The following is a 16,087-nucleotide window of genomic DNA, read 5'->3' on the forward strand; positions in this document are numbered from 1 at the left end:
ATTTGATATTCACCACCATATTTGTTTGCCATTTTCGAAAGTGAATATCCTTTCCTCTTTTCCGCGGGTTTGATCGTGTAGCAGATACAACCCATTCCCCGGTACATGGTCGAATATCAACATTTGGGTAGAGTCGCCGGTGCGCGTGCCCAGAGATTGCCATTGTTCATTATTCCAACAGAATAGTTCATACATATCCGATTGGTTTATGAAATTGTCATCATTACGGCAAAGGAATTTTATTTTGGAAAGTTTTTTTGGTGTATCAAATCGCATTCCTACCCAGTTACCCATCGAGGTCAGTCCCTGGAAGAAAGTCAACGGGTTTCCATCGAATGCAGTTTGCAACCCATTTTCGGGATCCGATTGCTGCGAGCCTATAGGATGGCCAGTAACCTGTTGGTCTTGCGTATCAAAGAACTGTAACTCGGCAATATCTCCATAGGTTGAATCACGGGGAAGATATCGCCAGTATCTGAACTTTGAGTTAAGTGTTACCTTTACAGTTTGGTAATTCATTTCGGGTGCCTGGGTAATCCTATATATGTCCACGGCGTCGCTGAAATCTGCTTTATTAGAGGCTTGAAAGCGCCCCCCTATTAATGCCAGTGTCCTTGAATCCCACCAATCAAAGATGGGGTATTTTCTTTTCAGATAAAAGGTTTGTAGAGCGGTTGCTTGCGGAACCAAGGCATATACGGATCCTAATGAATCGACTTTCTGTGGAGGTGCGATGGGTTTAAATTTTCCATCGACATATATAGCGGGTAAATAAACAATATTTTTACCCATCCCTTTAAATATGATTTTCCCATCCTTTGCTTCGGCCCAACATATTGGTGTCCAATTTGCATTATCAAAAACACATAAATAGGCGAATTTTCGTTGATTGGGGAGATTTCCGTCATAGTTTATTGCTACACTGACACCATTATAGTAGCATGAAGAGACATCTTTTAAACAAGGGTCGTCAAAAATTTCAGGAATTTCCTCATTGCCATGAATGATTGCCAGACTACCAGGTTGCCTGCTGTACATTCTCCTGTATACTTTGGCAATTTTGTTCCCTGTGTTTATCAAGAGATGTCCTCCTATTTTACCGGCATTTACACCTTCAAAGTCGATACAGGAGTCTTTGCTAATAACCAGAGCGCTCCATGCGTGACCATTGGCTCTGTGTGGCCATTGGAGGGTGAAGTCCTGTGCAACGGGCAACCCGAATGACCTCATTATATATATGGACAGGCTGCTGGATTCTATACAGGTACCACCCTTGAGATGTTGCAACACTGAAATGGGGAAGCTGGGAACGTTATCGGGGAACTGGAACAGGAACATGCCTGGGCTGCGGGTACGGCTCAATATCGAGTCTGCTGCCATTTGCATATTGCATTGGGATATCTCTCCGAATTTATATTTCCGATGTAGAGCGGTCCTGAAATCTTCGAAGGATTCGTTCCCAATTCGGTAGGGAAGAATGTATTCGCAAAAATCATCGAATGTTACTTTTCCTTTCCATGCCGCCTGATCCCAACTGGTAAAAGCTTCCTCGATATTTTTAATCAGATATGCCGAAGATATGGATTCAAGGTCCGGCATTTTTGCCGGTTGTCCTACCATACTGCCATTTATTGTTTCAAATGCAATAAATGCTTGTTTATAAGCAGTGGGGGGTATCGACTGGTTTGAGATGGAATCGCAAAATTTAAAAAAACGTTGCAGTCCTTCGCCCACAAGTGAAAATTTTCCCTCCATATTACTAATGAGAAATTTTGCCGCCCGGAGCTTAAGTGAGTCTTCTTTCTTCTCACTATAAAAAGAAATCACTTTCGCCAATTCAGATCTGTTGGCGGCTGCCTTTTGTGTAATGTCTGGCTTTCCCTGGCAGCTAAATAACAACAGGAAGAATAGATGAGGCGTGAATTTCATTCAGGGAGATTTTGATTCTTAAGATACCAAATTTTCCTAACCCTTTCAAGGTTTGCGGTTGACCGCATTTGAATGGCGGTTAACCGAATTTATTTTGTGTAGATAAGTATGTAATTATATTTTGTCCCTAGCGAGCTATTGCTTAAATTACATTAAGCATTATTATTTTTTTATAAAAATAAGAAGTTTGAAACCTTATCATATCCTCCTCTTTACGGTCTTCATGCTTTTATTTTCATTCGCTTTTTTTTCTTGCAATAGCAAGCCATCGAATGTCGCCATAAGTACTTTGCAAAAAGACAAAAAACTCGGTGAGTTCTCGTTCGAGGAAAGCACATATAATTTTGGATCAATCAAGGATGGTGATACTGTCGAACATGTATTCAATTATACAAATATTGGCTCTGCGCCACTTATAATACATGATATTTCCACTGGTTGCGGCTGCACTGTTGTGGACTGGCCAAAAAACGCAATACCTGTTCAGGGTAAGGGGAACATCAAGGTGCGGTTTAGTAAAAGCCATGATCCCGGTCTTCATACTAAAACAATCATTATAAAAGCAAATACGGAAGATAATTACACGGTTATCCATATCGAAGCCACAGTTTCCAAATAGGATATGCGTTTTGTTTAATAATCAAAAATAAAAAAAAGATGCGCTTATGCTTTGTCATTCTTGTGTCCTGCACGATTATAGTAGTTGCCTTTAGGACGGAGGGAAAGCATGCTTCCGATATGCCGAAGTACGAGGTAAATTTTACCCTAGCCAAGACCATTAGCGAGCTTAAGGCGCTTCGGAAGAATTCTGCAGCCAATATTATCAGAACCATCAGAGATTTTGACGCTGAAGTGGTATCGAAAAATACTCCGTTTAAAAAAATACCCAGGGAAGACTTCGATGATTTTAGAAATGGCATTTCAGAAAGGGCTGGCAAAGGGATCGTATCACTGAAATTTGACCGTATACAAAGACGATTGAGCGCCGATGATTTCGCAGAAGCCATGGCAATGTTTGGCCTGGATATTAAAAATGGCTATTGGGGTTTTAGCAAAGAGCCGAGGATTATCCAGCAACTGAGTGGGGATATGACAATTACTAAAGACGGTAAGTTAAGAGGGCCTAATTTTTTCAATGCTTATGAGAACTATTATTGTGATCCTAATTTGCACGCCTGTGTAGCTAAGGCCGGATATATTTGCTTGTCAACGGATATATGTTAGATAACTGTATAGTTACTCATATCGAAGCCCCTGTGGCCAAATGGTTGTATTTTTTATTTATTAAATTTAAAAGTAAAGTTATGAAAAGCAAAAAGTTAGTAGGCTTGTTTACGGTCGTTCTATTATCCGGAGCGATCCTGGCTTTGGCCTTTAAATCAGGCAACAAAGATGCCAGTTCACAAAAGTATAAGGTAAATTTCGTTCTTGCTAAGACTAGTAATGAACTTAAGACCCTTCGTAATGATCACAAAGCCAACATCCTCAGAACTGTCAAGGATTTTGACGCAGTGGTAGCATCCAAAAGCACGCCATTGGCAAAATTATCCCAAGCACAGATAAGAGATTTCAGGAGCAGCCTTGTAGAAAGAGCTGAAGTGGGTATTGTCTCGCTTAAGTTTGCTGGTATACAGGAGGCACTGAGCTATGATGATTTTGCGGAAGTCATGGGAATATTCGGCGTGGATGTCAAAGAAGGCTATTGGGGCTTTAGTCATGATCCGAAGATCATTGCGCAATTAAGTGGTGGGGCTGAAGTCACAAAGGATGTGAAATTAAGGGGAGCCAAGCTTTTCACGGATTATGAGCATTATTATTGTGCTGCGCTGCACAGTTGTTTAAGTAGATCTGACGCTATCTGTTTAACAGGATGTTAGTCCGGAGTACTCTATAAAAACTAATATCTTGTTATTTTTTATTACAACCATTTGTTGCTCGATAACAAACAACATATATCCCGGAGAAATGATATGTAAAGTCTCATTTCATTGCCAATGATCCCAGATATATGTTGTTTTATTTCTCATTCTGTTCTAAGCGACTTGACCGGATTGGCATTGGCAGCTCTGATTGTTTGGATACTTAATGTTAGTAAAGCAATTAGCGTCATAGATGCTCCACTTAATAGGAATACCCACCAGCTTACTTTCGTTTTATAAGCAAAATTTTCCAGCCATAGATACGTTGCCCACCAGGCTGATGGGGCGGCGATCAAAAATGCGATAAAGACCAGTGTGATAAAGTCTTTTGATAGAACAGAAACAATCTGAGGAACCGAGGCTCCAAGCACCTTGCGTACTCCAATTTCTTTGGTGCGAACCTTAGTTGTGTATATTACGAGCCCTAATAATCCCATACAACTGATTAGAACAGCAAGTCCGGTCGCCCATTTTAAGAGACTAGAAATATCTTGTTCACTTTTATAAAACCTGGCGATGCTTTCAGAAAAAAAGGTGCAACTAAAATCATCATCGGGGTATATTTTTTTATATGCAGTCTTGATATTACCAATGGTAGTTTGCCAGGCTGTTCCCCATGCATCCAGGGTCTTTAATGCAATATGAAAAGTATAACAATTATTGGTACTTACAGAAAACAGTAATGGCTTAATAGGGGAGTGAAGGGACTCCTGGTTGAAGTCTTTCATTACACCCACGACAGGCAATCCTAATATGTTTTTCCCCAATACGCCCCTTGGGTCCTGGAAACCCAGGATATGCATGTAGGTCTCGTTTATAAGGAATTCTCTTGTTGTATCGCTGTGATAGGGAAGCCTGCCCGCCAACACTTTTATATTGTAAAGATTAATGTACCCGGTGTCGCCATATATTTGAAGGACATCGGCTTCTATTTCTTTTTTTCCATCTCTATAAGTAATTCCAATAGACGGAAAATCTGAAGAAGAAGGAGATTGGCTTCCAAGACTCATTGCCTGTATCCCGGGGATTGACCTCAACTCATTGAACAGGACAAGCTTTTTACTGTTTGAATTAGCAGGATCATTGAAATCGGAGCGAACACTTAGTAATATAATCGCATCTTTTTTGACTCCAAGATCTTTGTTCACTATGAAATGGAGCTGTTTTACAGTGACGATGGTGCCGATGATAAAGAACTGGGCAATAAAGAATTGCAAAATAGTCAAGCCTTTTCTCAGCCAAGCCTTTCTTGTGCCGGAAGCTCCGGCGTAAACCTGATTTTTCAGGATCAATGCGGGATTGAACCTTGATAAGATCAAGGAGGGATAAAAACCTGCAAGAAATCCTACTATAATTATTAAACCAACCAGGAAAAAAAATAAATCGGGCCGATGCAGGATGTTGTAGTGTATTCCTTTAGGGATAAAATTCGCAAATATTTTCAGCAGGAATGGTGTGAGGGCCACAGAGAGTAGGGTCGATATAATGGTAACTAAGAATGTCTCGTTCAGGAATTGAAGCATAAGCTGTCTCGCAGATCCACCCATTGTTTTACGTATGCCGATCTCCCTGGCCCGTTGAGATGAATAAGCAGTGGTGAGATTGATAAAATTAATGCACCCCAGCAGTAATAAAATTATGGCAATGACCATTAATCCGTATAAAGTGGGTTTATGTGCGGTGTGGTCACCAAATGTGCCGTAGACACCGTTGAAATGCAGATCGCCCAATGGTTGCAGGCTGAATGCCATTGTGTTCTTACTGTCCTTGTTGGCTTCTTTATTGTATTTTTTTAGCAAGGATATCAATTGAAGCTCAATATTGTTTGGGGTGGTTGCAGGTGACAATTTTATAAATAGCTGAGTGCCGAGATTGAAGCCATGCCAATTTCCCCAGGAATAATTATCCTTTAATCTGCTGTTCGGAATGGTTGCCAATGATATGAACTCATTAAAATGAAAATCAGTCTGTTCATCAAGGTCTTCTACGACCCCCGAAACCGTGGTTATCACGGAATCGTTGTAAATAATTTTTTGGCCAATGATCTCCCCGATATCTTTTCCGGGGAAATATTTTTTTGCTTTTTGCAGGGACAGCACCACTTTAAACGGTTCTTTTAAAGCGGTTTCAACCGTACCCGACACCCACTTATATGGAAGGAGCTTTAAATATTGCTCATCGGAAAAAATTATGCCTGACTGATGTTTGAAAATGACTCGCTCTGCAGTACTATTCTTAGTGATTGCAACAATGGCGTCTTCATTCAATTGGAACTCTGCAATTGATTCTATACCAGTGACATCCTTACTTATCGCTTCCCCCAGAGGAGAAGGGACGGCAGCAGAAGAAAGCGAACTTCCTGAAAATTGAAAATCAGATACCACACGGTAAATACGGTCCTTATCCTTTTCAAACCTGTCAAAACTAAATTCATAATGGACGATCAGATAAATAACCAGGGCGGCACTGATCCCGATAGACAATCCGATGACATTGATCAGGGATAAAATTTTGTTACTCCAGAAGTTTCTCCAGGCGATGATTAGATAATTTTTCAACATGATAAGGCCGGTTCAAATGAAGGGAGAAGTTAAGCAAAAAACCACAATTTACCATCATTTTCCTGTCATCAGCCGTGCCACTCTTTCCCCTATGAGCGGGGCCAGGGCAACGCCCATTCCACTCATACGGACGGCGCAAAATACCCGTTCGTTAACAGATTGCAAGAGCGGCATCTTTTCACTCCCCATTCCCATGATGCCACTCCATCGATGGTCGATGCTATAGTTCCTGCCGGGTAAGATGACTTCTTTTAAAAAACGTTCCAGCTCCTGCTGAATTTCCAGTGTAGTGGTCATCTGATCCGTATTTTCGGCTTCGAAAGCTTTGTTACGCGCGCCGCCCAGCAGCACGCGATCTCCCAGGTTGCGGAAATAGTAAAAACCTTCGTCATAGTGGAAGGTACCCTGGAAGGGAAGACCATCGACGGGGGAAGTGACGAGCACCTGGCCTCTGGCCGGCTCTATGTCCAGCTGCGGCAGCAACTGGCGGGCGAAAGCGTTGGTGCAGACCAGGAGCTGGGAAGCTGTGAAAGAGAAAGGGTAGTTGGTATGCAGCAACACATGCCCATTGACCTTCTCGTAGTTTTTTATTTCGATGTTGTTCAAGACCGTGACACCCATGGATTGGACCTGCTGCAGCAGGGCCTGGCATAATTTGCCTGAATGCAGCTGACCCTCCGCCTTATTTTCAATGAGGTGCCGGATGCCTGCGAATCCGAAACCGGGCAGTTTGTGATCTACCATCCGAAAGGTCTTTTGGAGCTTGACGATCTTCTTCAGGGGACGGTTGAGCCGGTCGATCTGGCTGCGCAATTCATTTAAGTCGATGTTGTTGCCATCGATCAGTTCGTAGCCGCCGTGACGCTGGAAGTCTATCTCTTTGTCGCGGAAGAGCTTGCTTATGCGCCGGAGACCTTTGTAGCGCATTTCCACCAGCTCCAGCATTTTGTCCTCGCCCATTTTTTCCCCGTCGGAGATCAGCTCTGTAAGGCTGCCAAAGCAGGCAAAACCCGCATTGCGCGTACTGGCCCCTGTGGGTATCAGCCCTCTTTCAAGAATGGTGATAGATAGTCCCGGCGCATGTTTCTTAAGGTAATAAGCGCTCCATAATCCGACAAAGCCACTGCCTGCGATGATGATATCGGCAGGTGCGAAGAAACTTTCCAGCTCCCATACAGATAATTGGTTCATATACTGAAAATAATGAAATTTGTTGGATGGGGGTTGCTGCAAAAGATATCATTCCTTTCCACCGGCTGGGCGAGACGACGGATCAGGGGTACCAGATCGACAAGGTGTCTGCTGCCAATGACGAGGCCATGGACGCCATCCTGCTGGGAACGCACCGGGATGACCATTATATCTTCCTCCTGCAGGAGACGGGCACCTGTAAGTGTATGGTGGATTTCAATCACTTCATAATGGAAGGCAATTCCATCTTCTTTATACTTCCCGGGCAGGTGCACCGGTATGTCGAGGCGAGTGGGACCACTTCCGGGTGGTTCCTGGCGCTGGATGCCGGGTTGATACCGGATATGTTCCGGGCGGTGCTGGAGGACCCATTGCCGATGAGGCGGCCGCTGCCGCTTTGCGCAGAAGAGCTGGAGACCTTGTCCCAGTGTCTGCAGCTGTTATTTGACGTCAGCAGGAAAGAACCTGCTTCTCCGTATTACAAACAGGCAGCTTATGGGCTGGTGAGCTCGTTCACGGCTATGATAGCGGCCCTTTATTCTGTCCAGCCTGATGCGGGCGGCGGTCCTCCCCCCAGGCCTGTCATGATCACCCAGGCATTCCGCAGGCTATTGCTACATCAATTTAAGGTCTGCAAGAGCCCTATGGAATATGCCGCTGCCCTGAATCTTTCTCTTTCTTACCTGAACGAAGCCGTGAAAGCCACCACCGGCCTGTCTGTCAGCAACATGATCCATTACGAGGTCATGCTGGAAGCCAAGCGTCTTTTGTATCACAGCTCCTGCAGCGTGAAGGAGATAGCCCATGAGCTGGGCTACGAGGATCATACGTATTTCTCCCGCCTGTTTAAGAAGACAGTAGGTGTTACGCCCGGGGAATTTCGCCGCCATTACCGCGAATAGTCCAATCTTTACCGGCGTTTGTCTATTGGCTATCCATCTTTCCTGTCGTTGTTTTGCTTATGAATAAGTTAACGCATGCCACCGTGGAGCTGCTGGAGCGCAGGTGGCTGAAAACAGCTACAGTATTGGCTGTCAGGACATGGAAGCCGGCTACTTTTTTGGAGGTCGACCTGCATCTGCCGGATTGCGACATGAGCAAATGGCAGCAGTCCCAGCATATGAAGTGCAAGGTGGGGCTGCTGGCTTACCGGGATTATTCCCCTTCCGGCTGGGATGCTGACACCCGGACATGTACACTTTTTATCGATGCAGGGCACGAAGGACCCGGCAGCCAATGGGTAAAAGGGCTAAAGACAGGCGACGCCGTTGCCTATCTCGGAATCAGCTCTTCCCATCACGAGCCGGCGCCCGGCAAACGCATGGTGTTCTTAGGGGATGAGACGGCCATCGGGCATTTTCTCTCGTTACAGCAGCTGGCGGGGAAAGGGGCCAGGATCGATGGGGCGATCGCCCTTGCCCATAAGCATCACCAGGATGAATTTGCACGCTATTTTTCAGGTCTCGGATTGGAAACGCTGAGCAAGGGCGGTGCGGGGAACATTTATGCGGCATTGGAGGAATGGGTGTCCGGTGTTGATCCTGCCGATGGCGACGATCCCGTGTTCTACGTGGCGGGATACGTTCCTGCTGTCGTGCGATTGCGGAAACTGCTGAAAGGGAAGGGCTATAGCAGCCGTCAGGTCAGATGCCAGGGATTCTGGGATTGAGCGAATGGGAAGGGAAAACTAATCCGGGCGGTCCTTGTTGCCTTATTTTCCCTCTATCCAGCCAGATCACTTCATCTGACAGGCGCAGGATCTCCGGCAGATCGTGGCTGACGAGGATGGTCGTGAGCTCGTAATGGCGACGGATCTTTTCGATATAATCCTGGAGGCGGCGGCGCATGTCGTCGTCCAGTGCGGACAGCGGCTCGTCCAGCAACAGGAGCTTGGGTTTTCTTATAATGGCCCGGGCCAGCGCCACTCTTTGCTGCTGCCCTCCCGAGAGAAAGGCGGGCCGCACATCCTGAAGGGGTCCCAGCTCCATCAGCTCTATCAGCTCCTCCATGAGCCGGGTGTCGTCTCCTTTTTGTAAGGCATACCTGAGATTTTCTTTTACGCTGAGGTTAGGGAAAAGCGCGAAGTCCTGGAATACGAACCCGATGGATCGCCGGCGTGTAGGCACATTGATCCTGCGCTGCGTATCCTGCCATGTTTCTCCGTCTACAACAATTTTCCCGGCCCTTACCTCTGTCAGACCGGATAGAATGCGTAATATAGTAGTCTTACCGGCGCCGGAGGCCCCATACAGCGTGAGCAGTTGTCCCTGCTCTAATTCGAATGCAATTTCCAATTGCTGTTTACCAAAAGAGGTAAGCAGTGTTTTATCTGCCTGGAATTTGATCATGGGCTGGGTCATGTCAATGGTTGAGGCTTGCTGAAATAATGATTGACCAGGTACACAACCGCCAGGATGATGAAGGACAGTAAGAACAGGATAAGGGCATACCGGTTAGCGGCGCTGTAATTCATGGATTCCATTTCATCGAAGATAGCCAGGGAGGCGACGCGTGTTTGTCCGGGAATATTGCCACCGATCATCAATACGACCCCGAATTCCCCGATGGTGTGGGCAAAGCTCAGCACGATGCCGGTGAGCAGGGAAGAACGGATATTGGGCAGCAATATTTTTATTAGGGTGGTGAGTTTGGACTTACCCAAAGTATAGGAAGCTTCTCTCAGCGCGGGTGGCAGGCTTTTGAAGCCGGAAAGCAGGGGGTTCACCATAAAGGGCAAAGAATAAAAAAGCGAGGCGACGACGAGGCCTGGAAAGGTGAAGACCAGGCGAATGTCCAGCCATTTATCGAGGAACATACCGAGACCGTGTGAAGGAGAGAATGCCACCAGGAGATAGAAACCCAGTACAGAGGGAGGTAATACCATGGGCAGGCTGATGAGGGCTTCTATCACCGCCTTTATCCGCCGGCGGCTGTAGGCCAGCCAATATGCCAGAGGAAGGGAGATCGCCAGCAGTATCACCGTGGTGATGGAAGCCAGCCGGAAACTCAGCCATAATGGTTGCCAATCGGTCATAGTTATCTTGAGCATCTGTGCGCTGCTCTGCTTATTTACCAAATCCAAAATACTCCAGGATCGCATGCGCCTTGGGGGATGCGATAAATGCAGCGAATTTTTCCGCCCCTGTATTGCCTTTTGCATGCTGCAGCAGGACATAGCCTTGTTTCAAAGGCTGATGCGAGGATTCCGGGATCGGCCAGTATTTTCCCTCTTTCTGCAGTTGGGGGGACAAGGCCAGGGACAGGGCTATGATCCCGATGTCGGCTGCCCCCGTGCTGGCGAATTGGGCTGTCTGAGAAATATTTTCGCCTATCACCAGCTTTTCCCGCACTTTATCGTAAAGATGATAGTATTTCAGACTTTCTTCAGCGCGACGGCCATACGGTGCATGTGCTGGATTGGCAATCGCTATCCTGGCGACCGAAGGCTGCAGGAGTGAGCTCATCCCTGCTTTGGAAGGGTCCAGCCTGCTGCTCCAAAGGACGATTTGCCCTGTGCCGTATAGTTTTATTGCTGAAAGTGTTTTGTGCTGCTGTTCAAGTTTTTGGGGATAGTCCAGGTCTGCGGAAAAGAAAAGGTCGAAGGGAGCGTCATTGCTGATCTGCTCGAAAAAAGTACCCGATGATCCATATACCAGCTTTATTGCAACGTCTTTTGTTTCCCCCGAGAAGGCTTTAACCAGGGAATCCATGGCAAATTTCAGATCGGAGGCTGCCGCCACCAACACTTCCTGCGGAGGATCCGCCGGGACTTCTCTGGGAAAAGAATACAGCGGCAAGAAGGCCAGGCAAATAAAAATTATGGGGATGATCCGCCTCATTTATATGATATACATTATTTTACATGTAAATTTAAGTTTTCCTGCCGAAAAATCTCGAGGGATCCGTGAACTTATCTTTCCGGGAATTGTTCTTTTACTCACCTTTTAAAGCGGAAAAAGGCCACTCAGCAAATACCTGGCAACTGCGTATGACCTACGTGCAGCGGAATCTGCAAAAAACGAGTCCATAATACACAATGGTTACCTGTTTGTTATCAGGATGGCAGGCAGGACATTGGCAGGAGAATTGATGAGATATATTTGATATATAATAGTCGAGCAGTAATACAACAGACGAGATCTACAATTTATACGCTATGGACATTCGAGGTTATTTAAAACGGATCAATTTCAATGATGTAGTTTACACGGACCTATCAACACTGGAATCTCTCCAGCAGCAGCATGTTCTCAATATCCCATTCGAGACGCTGGACATACATAATCACATCCCGATCATCCTCCGGGTGGATTCGCTGTATCAAAAAGTGATCCTGGACCGCCGGGGCGGCTACTGCTATGAGCTGAATACATTATTTCACCGCCTGCTGAGCCTGTGTGGTTTCAAGGTTCATATGATCGCGGGACGCCTGCTGCATGGGCACGGATACGGTCGTGATTTCGAGCATATGGCTTTGATCGTAGAGCTCGATGGCAAAAAATGGCTCATTGATGTGGGGTATGGCGATTTCTCCCTTCGACCTCTTGCTATCGCTCCCGGAGAAGTGCAGCGTGACGGCCGGACATTCTACCAGATCATGGAGCATATCAACGTAGACGGCCATGAATACATGGGGGTAGCCAAATGGAATGATTCAAAACAGGCATTCAAGATCGAATATATATTTACGCTGACAACTCGTCATCTGCATGAGTTTGCAGAAATGAATCATTTTCACCAGACTTCGCGTGAATCACATTTCGCCCGCAGCCTGATCGTCAGCCTGCCCATTCCGGATGGGCGTATCAGCATGATCAATAATAAGCTGATAAGGACTGTCGATGGCAAGAAGCAGGTGAAGCAGATCCTGAACGAAGATCACCGCAACGAGATCCTGGAAAAATATTTCCATATGGACATGGTGTACCTTGTCTGAGGCATTCCTTTTTGGCATTACAGAAGACTTACGCTGACGCGCCAACCCAGCCAGCCTGTAAAGCTGTCTGAAACGGTCCATTGTGGATATACTTTAAATGCGGGTAAGCTGGTGTGATCGTTGCCGGTGGCGTTCTTGTTGAAGGAATAGAAAGTCAGCGATGGTCCCCCTGAAATCGCAAAATGCCGGCCGAGCCGGGCATGCAGGTCGAGGTTTAGCTTGAACAGGTCGTCGGCCTTTTTATATTTGCTGCCGTCATATAGCGCGACATGCTCATTGGTGAGTTCCGGGTCGAGGGAGAGTTTTTTGTTGAGCCCGAATCGATGACCGAGACCCCATCCATATCGATATGATCGATGATCGATCAGCGGATTGTAACCTATCAGCAGGATGGAATAAAGACTGGTATTCCCTGACCTGAAGGCGAAGTTCGCGGGGGCTACTTCATCTGCGAAAAGCGAATACTCTCTAAAGCCATTGCGGGAGAGGTTGATCAACCCGATGCTGCAGCCGTCGGATGTGTCGGCGATATTGATAATGCCGACCTGAACGCCTCTGCTATGTCGTGCGATGTTGACGAGCCCGGAAATTTGTATGCCCCTTATGTCGCGGGCTTTGTTCAGGACGCCTGCGGCCTGCAGGCCTTGCAGGGTGTCAGATGCACGATTATAGACGCCGGCCATCTGAACTCCTTTTAGCTTTCGCCTGGTGATATTGCTGATGCCGGCCATTTGTACACCTTTCAACGAGTCCAATATGGTGTTGTGCAATCCGGCCATCTGAACCCCTTCCACTGATCCTCCCACCACGTTGATGACGCCGGCGGCCTGTACGCCTTGCACGTTCCTCTTATCGACGTTGAATACGCCGCCCAGCTCCGCTCCTATAAGCCCTGCCGTGTAGCCCCCCAGCATGTTGACTGAAAACTTGTTGGTGATCTGGGGGCTCAGCGGCCCTTGTGTTCCTATGCCTGGAAGGAATGATAGCTGGAAGGGCTGCTGGGTAAAATACTTACGGAGGTTGATACTTTGGATCTTTAGTCTGGAGGAAAGCAATAGTCTTCCCCATCCCGTCATCTCCACCCGAATGGGGTCCTTACGCATATATACTGAATTGCCATCCAGCTCGACCCGTATGGAATCCGATGGCAGATAGCCATCGGGACTGATGGTGACCATTTTCCTGCTGAAGGAGAGCGGAGAGATGCTGACGGTGATCTTCTGGTTGGCGCCAGGTTCGATCTTAACGGTGGTGTCCTCATAAAATTCCTTGCTGACGGTGAGTGCGGCAGGCCCTGGCCTGTTCTTCAACCGCACGGTGAAGGAACCGTCTTCATTGGTGAGCGTGGCAATCAGTCCGTGTTTGTCATAAACGCTGGCCTGACTGATGGTCTCTCCTGTATTTTCATCCAGGATGACGCCGCTGACGATATATCTGTCGTTCCCGGGATCTGTCCTGATAAGGGTCGCACTTAGCTTTGGAGGCGCTTTGCGTAAAATTATGTAATTGCCGTTCTCTTTATACTCGATACTGCCCCGGAAGAGAAGGTCCAGGATCTGACGGACCGTCTTGTTTTGTGCGGAAAGGGTAACCAGGCTGTCCCGCTTTAGCAGGGAACTATTGTACGAAAAATAAAAGTTGCCGTTGTGGCTGAGGACCTCCAGCGCTTTGTCGAGGCGTTGCTGGCGGAACTCTACGGACAGCTGTTTGTCCAGCACGCTTTGGCTGTGGAGCGACGAGGCGATGAAGAGAAAGGCTGCCGTTATGGTGAAAAGTTTCATCCGTACTTATTGTAAGATTACCTGGTTGCCTGTCCGGATGACTTTTATCCGGAACGTTTCCTGTATGACGGACAAGATCTGATCCAGCGACTCATTGCGGAATATCGTATTGATCTTTTGCTCACGCAGCGCGGGATCGGGGATGGCTATATGTACGTCATAGGCTTGTTCCAGTGATTCGGCCAGCTGCCAGAGCGGGGTGTTGTCGCATACAAATTCTTTCGTGCGGTAGTATTTGTACAGTTCGCCACGTTCCTGGTCTGTTGACAGGCTGGTATCTCCCCGGTGGATAACGACCTTTTCAGCCGGATGTACCAGGATGCTGTGCAGGCTGTCGGCGACACGGACCAGCCCCGATTCGACGATGATCTCGGTGGCCGTGCCTTTATTGCGCACGTTGAACGAAGTGCCGAGGACGGTGATCGTGATGCCATTGGTATATACACGGAAAGGCTTTTCTTTATCCGCCGCTATTTTAAAGAAGGCTTCCCCTTTCAGATGAATGGACCTGTCCTTATGGAATTTAGCCGGGTAGGAAATGCTCGATTGTCTGTTCAGGGTGATCTGGCTGCCATCAGGCAAGGTGTCGGTGAGCACGGTGGTAGTGCTGGCCACCAGTTTGTCCGGGGCATTACGGCTGCCGAGATAGATCAGACCCGTGATGGAGGCCACACCCAGCAGGATGGCTGCGGCTCTTGTCCAGGATGGCAGTATCCGTCTCCGGGGTGCTGGTTGGGAATAGTTCTTTACGGCCCGGAGAGGGGAAGGGGCATGGATCCTTTGTCTGAATTTCTGCCAGGCGGCCTCCTCCTGTTCGTCCGTGTCCTGGAAATTGTCCCCCAGGCGACGGCTTTCCCGCCAGATGAGCCGGAAGTGCTCGTAATAATGCCTGTTGGCGGGGTCTGCATCCAGCCAGGCAGCTACTCTTGCATTCTCTTCAGGGCCCGTTTCTCCCAGCAGGTGCTTTACCAGCAGGTCCTCATGAATGCCCGTAGGGCCACCGGGGTCGCTATGTAGATATTCGTTCAAGAGCGTTGATTTAAAATGTTCAGGAGGATGAGCATGATCAGGGGCAAATAATCTACCAGCTTTATCCGTAATTGCTTCAAGGCTTTTCCCATCTGATTCTCCACCGTCTTAACGGAGATGCCCAACTGGGCTGCGATGTCCAGGTAGCGCAGCTCCTCGAACCGGCTCATCTGGAAAATGGTGCGGCATTGCTCGGGCAGTTCGTTGATGGCAGTCTGTAGTCTTCGTTCCAGCTCGCTGAAGGTCACTTTTCTATGTGCGGATTCTGCCTGGTCTTTTGTCGACTGTGTGATATAGGTTTGATAGGTACGTCTCACTTTTTTGTGCTTGAGGTGATTGAGGCTTTCGTTGTGAACGGCCCGATACAGGTAGGCGGCCAGGGAGTCTGAGAAATGGAGGGATCCTATTTTATCCCATAGTTTGTAAAACACGTTTTGTACGATGTCTTCGGCCTGGTCGTGATCCTGCAGGATCGTAAGGGCATACCTGTACAGGCTTTTAAAGTAGTGTTTAAAAACCCGTTCAAATCCTGTTTCATCCCGATCTTTCAATAATTGTATGATCGCGGCGTCGGTCCATTCCATGCTTACCGGTTGAATAGTGGCTTTACTGATAACTGTCGTTGTCAAACAGGTCTTTTGATAATGACAACTGAGGAGGCCTGTACCCCTATTGCGGGGCAAAAATATTGTTTTTTACGGGGAAATGGTTGGGGATCAGAATGTAATGGAAGGTGTATGA

15 protein-coding genes are annotated in these 16,087 nt (G+C 47.3%); 6 read left to right on the forward strand and 9 right to left on the reverse strand.

Features of this window, described 5'->3' with window-relative positions; genetic code table 11:
* Positions 1-9: 9 nt before the first annotated feature.
* On the reverse strand, positions 10-1,929 hold the full coding sequence (locus tag Q4E93_RS17015; protein ID WP_303587212.1) for a hypothetical protein: 1,920 nt from the start codon (positions 1,927-1,929) through the stop codon (positions 10-12).
* Between the two features lie 187 nt (positions 1,930-2,116).
* On the opposite strand from Q4E93_RS17015, the gene Q4E93_RS17020 reads away from it, so the two are divergent.
* From Q4E93_RS17020 to Q4E93_RS17030, 3 genes are all read left to right on the forward strand, one after another.
* Positions 2,117-2,548 carry a DUF1573 domain-containing protein gene (locus Q4E93_RS17020; protein ID WP_303587213.1) on the forward strand — a complete coding sequence of 144 codons (432 nt, stop codon included), beginning with the start codon at positions 2,117-2,119 and terminating at the stop codon, positions 2,546-2,548.
* 38 nt (positions 2,549-2,586) lie between these two features.
* Complete coding sequence (locus Q4E93_RS17025) at positions 2,587-3,153, forward strand: hypothetical protein (protein ID WP_303587215.1); 567 nt, start codon at positions 2,587-2,589, stop codon at positions 3,151-3,153.
* A gap of 80 nt (positions 3,154-3,233) precedes the next feature.
* Complete coding sequence (locus tag Q4E93_RS17030) at positions 3,234-3,806, forward strand: hypothetical protein (RefSeq protein WP_303587217.1); 573 nt, start codon at positions 3,234-3,236, stop codon at positions 3,804-3,806.
* A gap of 146 nt (positions 3,807-3,952) precedes the next feature.
* Here the strand turns inward: Q4E93_RS17030 and Q4E93_RS17035 are convergent, their stop codons facing one another.
* Positions 3,953-6,409, reverse strand: coding sequence for an ABC transporter permease (locus Q4E93_RS17035; RefSeq protein WP_303587218.1), 2,457 nt, complete (start codon positions 6,407-6,409; stop codon positions 3,953-3,955).
* Positions 6,410-6,463: 54 nt separating this feature from the next.
* A complete protein-coding gene (locus Q4E93_RS17040) occupies positions 6,464-7,600 on the reverse strand; it encodes an NAD(P)/FAD-dependent oxidoreductase (RefSeq protein ID WP_303587220.1) in 1,137 nt (378 codons plus the stop codon).
* A gap of 26 nt (positions 7,601-7,626) precedes the next feature.
* Between Q4E93_RS17040 and Q4E93_RS17045 the strand changes: the two genes are divergently transcribed.
* Together Q4E93_RS17045 and Q4E93_RS17050 are read left to right on the forward strand one after the other, a co-directional pair.
* Positions 7,627-8,502 carry an AraC family transcriptional regulator gene (locus Q4E93_RS17045; RefSeq protein WP_303587221.1) on the forward strand — a complete coding sequence of 292 codons (876 nt, stop codon included), beginning with the start codon at positions 7,627-7,629 and terminating at the stop codon, positions 8,500-8,502.
* 59 nt (positions 8,503-8,561) lie between these two features.
* The gene (locus tag Q4E93_RS17050) at positions 8,562-9,269 is read left to right on the forward strand and encodes a siderophore-interacting protein (RefSeq protein ID WP_303587222.1); all 708 of its coding nucleotides are present in this window, start codon (positions 8,562-8,564) and stop codon (positions 9,267-9,269) included.
* Here Q4E93_RS17050 and Q4E93_RS17055 read toward each other — a convergent pair.
* The 3 genes from Q4E93_RS17055 to modA are packed head-to-tail and all read right to left on the reverse strand — an operon-like array spanning position 9,244 to position 11,439.
* On the reverse strand, positions 9,244-9,960 hold the full coding sequence (locus Q4E93_RS17055; protein ID WP_303587223.1) for an ATP-binding cassette domain-containing protein: 717 nt from the start codon (positions 9,958-9,960) through the stop codon (positions 9,244-9,246). The two genes, Q4E93_RS17050 and Q4E93_RS17055, sit on opposite strands and share 26 nt — an antisense overlap.
* Positions 9,957-10,634, reverse strand: coding sequence for a molybdate ABC transporter permease subunit (gene modB, locus Q4E93_RS17060; RefSeq protein WP_303587225.1), 678 nt, complete (start codon positions 10,632-10,634; stop codon positions 9,957-9,959). Before modB ends, Q4E93_RS17055 begins: the two co-directional genes overlap by 4 nt.
* 31 nt (positions 10,635-10,665) lie before the next feature.
* Entirely contained in the window at positions 10,666-11,439 is a 774-nt protein-coding gene (gene modA, locus Q4E93_RS17065; protein WP_303587227.1) for a molybdate ABC transporter substrate-binding protein, read from the reverse strand.
* A gap of 317 nt (positions 11,440-11,756) precedes the next feature.
* Between modA and Q4E93_RS17070 the strand changes: the two genes are divergently transcribed.
* Complete coding sequence (locus Q4E93_RS17070) at positions 11,757-12,536, forward strand: arylamine N-acetyltransferase family protein (protein WP_303587229.1); 780 nt, start codon at positions 11,757-11,759, stop codon at positions 12,534-12,536.
* Positions 12,537-12,553: 17 nt separating this feature from the next.
* On the opposite strand, the gene Q4E93_RS17075 is transcribed toward Q4E93_RS17070, so the two are convergent.
* Genes Q4E93_RS17075 through Q4E93_RS17085 form a run of 3 tightly spaced genes read right to left on the reverse strand, consistent with a single transcriptional unit; the run spans position 12,554 to position 15,975 of the window.
* Positions 12,554-14,317: an STN and carboxypeptidase regulatory-like domain-containing protein gene (locus tag Q4E93_RS17075; RefSeq protein ID WP_303587230.1), complete on the reverse strand. Its 1,764-nt coding sequence runs from the start codon at positions 14,315-14,317 to the stop codon at positions 12,554-12,556.
* Positions 14,318-14,323: 6 nt separating this feature from the next.
* The gene (locus Q4E93_RS17080; RefSeq protein WP_303587232.1) at positions 14,324-15,346 is read right to left on the reverse strand and encodes a FecR domain-containing protein; all 1,023 of its coding nucleotides are present in this window, start codon (positions 15,344-15,346) and stop codon (positions 14,324-14,326) included.
* Positions 15,343-15,975, reverse strand: coding sequence for an RNA polymerase sigma-70 factor (locus tag Q4E93_RS17085; RefSeq protein ID WP_303587234.1), 633 nt, complete (start codon positions 15,973-15,975; stop codon positions 15,343-15,345). Before Q4E93_RS17085 ends, Q4E93_RS17080 begins: the two co-directional genes overlap by 4 nt.
* Positions 15,976-16,087 lie beyond the last annotated feature (112 nt).

Origin of the sequence: Flavitalea plasmicola, assembly GCF_030546645.1 — a bacterium.
GTDB lineage: Bacteria > Bacteroidota > Bacteroidia > Chitinophagales > Chitinophagaceae > Puia.